Source organism: Paenibacillus sp. Pae15, from assembly GCF_024519685.1.
Lineage (GTDB): Bacteria > Bacillota > Bacilli > Paenibacillales > NBRC-103111 > Paenibacillus_G > Paenibacillus_G naphthalenovorans.
In genome coordinates this window covers 1-556 of record NZ_JALJRM010000088.1, presented here as the reverse complement: position 1 = coordinate 556, position 556 = coordinate 1, and the positions used below count along the sequence as shown (strand labels likewise).

Annotated in this window: 4 tRNA genes; all 4 read left to right on the top strand. The window is 53.8% G+C overall.

The features are described 5' to 3' along the window. Position 1: 1 nt before the first annotated feature. The 4 genes from NR121_RS25055 (at position 2) to NR121_RS25040 (ending at position 487) form a co-directional block, all read left to right on the top strand. Positions 2-77, top strand: a tRNA-Val gene (locus NR121_RS25055). Positions 78-83: 6 nt separating this feature from the next. Beyond that, positions 84-159, top strand: a tRNA-Thr gene (locus NR121_RS25050). Positions 160-171: 12 nt separating this feature from the next. Beyond that, a tRNA-Asp gene (locus tag NR121_RS25045) sits at positions 172-248 on the top strand. Positions 249-411: 163 nt separating this feature from the next. Next, a tRNA-Phe gene (locus NR121_RS25040) sits at positions 412-487 on the top strand. Positions 488-556 lie beyond the last annotated feature (69 nt).

The window sequence follows — 556 nt, the reverse complement described above, 5'->3', positions numbered from 1 at the left end:
TGGAGGCTTAGCTCAGCTGGGAGAGCATCTGCCTTACAAGCAGAGGGTCGGCGGTTCGATCCCGTCAGCCTCCACCATCATATGCCGCTGTAGCTCAATTGGTAGAGCAACTGACTTGTAATCAGTAGGTTGGGGGTTCAAGTCCTCTCGGCGGCACCAGTATCCTGATGCGGAGCCGTGGTGTAGAGGCCTAACATGCCTGCCTGTCACGCAGGAGACCGCGGGTTCGAATCCCGTCGGCTCCGCCATGATATACATCCTGTAAGGGATGAGAACCCATTAGGGTTCGTCGGAGCTTTAACCTCGTTAGCACTGCATCGCAGTCTCGAGTGAAACGAGAGTATCCCGTCGGCTCCGCCATGATTTACAAAGATTAGACCTGATCTATAGATGACAAGCTATAGTACATAAGGCTCGGTAGCTCAGTCGGTAGAGCAGAGGACTGAAAATCCTCGTGTCGGCGGTTCGATTCCGTCCCGAGCCACCATAGGCTTTTAATCCGGAGGCTTAGCGAAGTGGCCAAACGCAGCAGACTGTAAATCTGTTCTCTGACGAG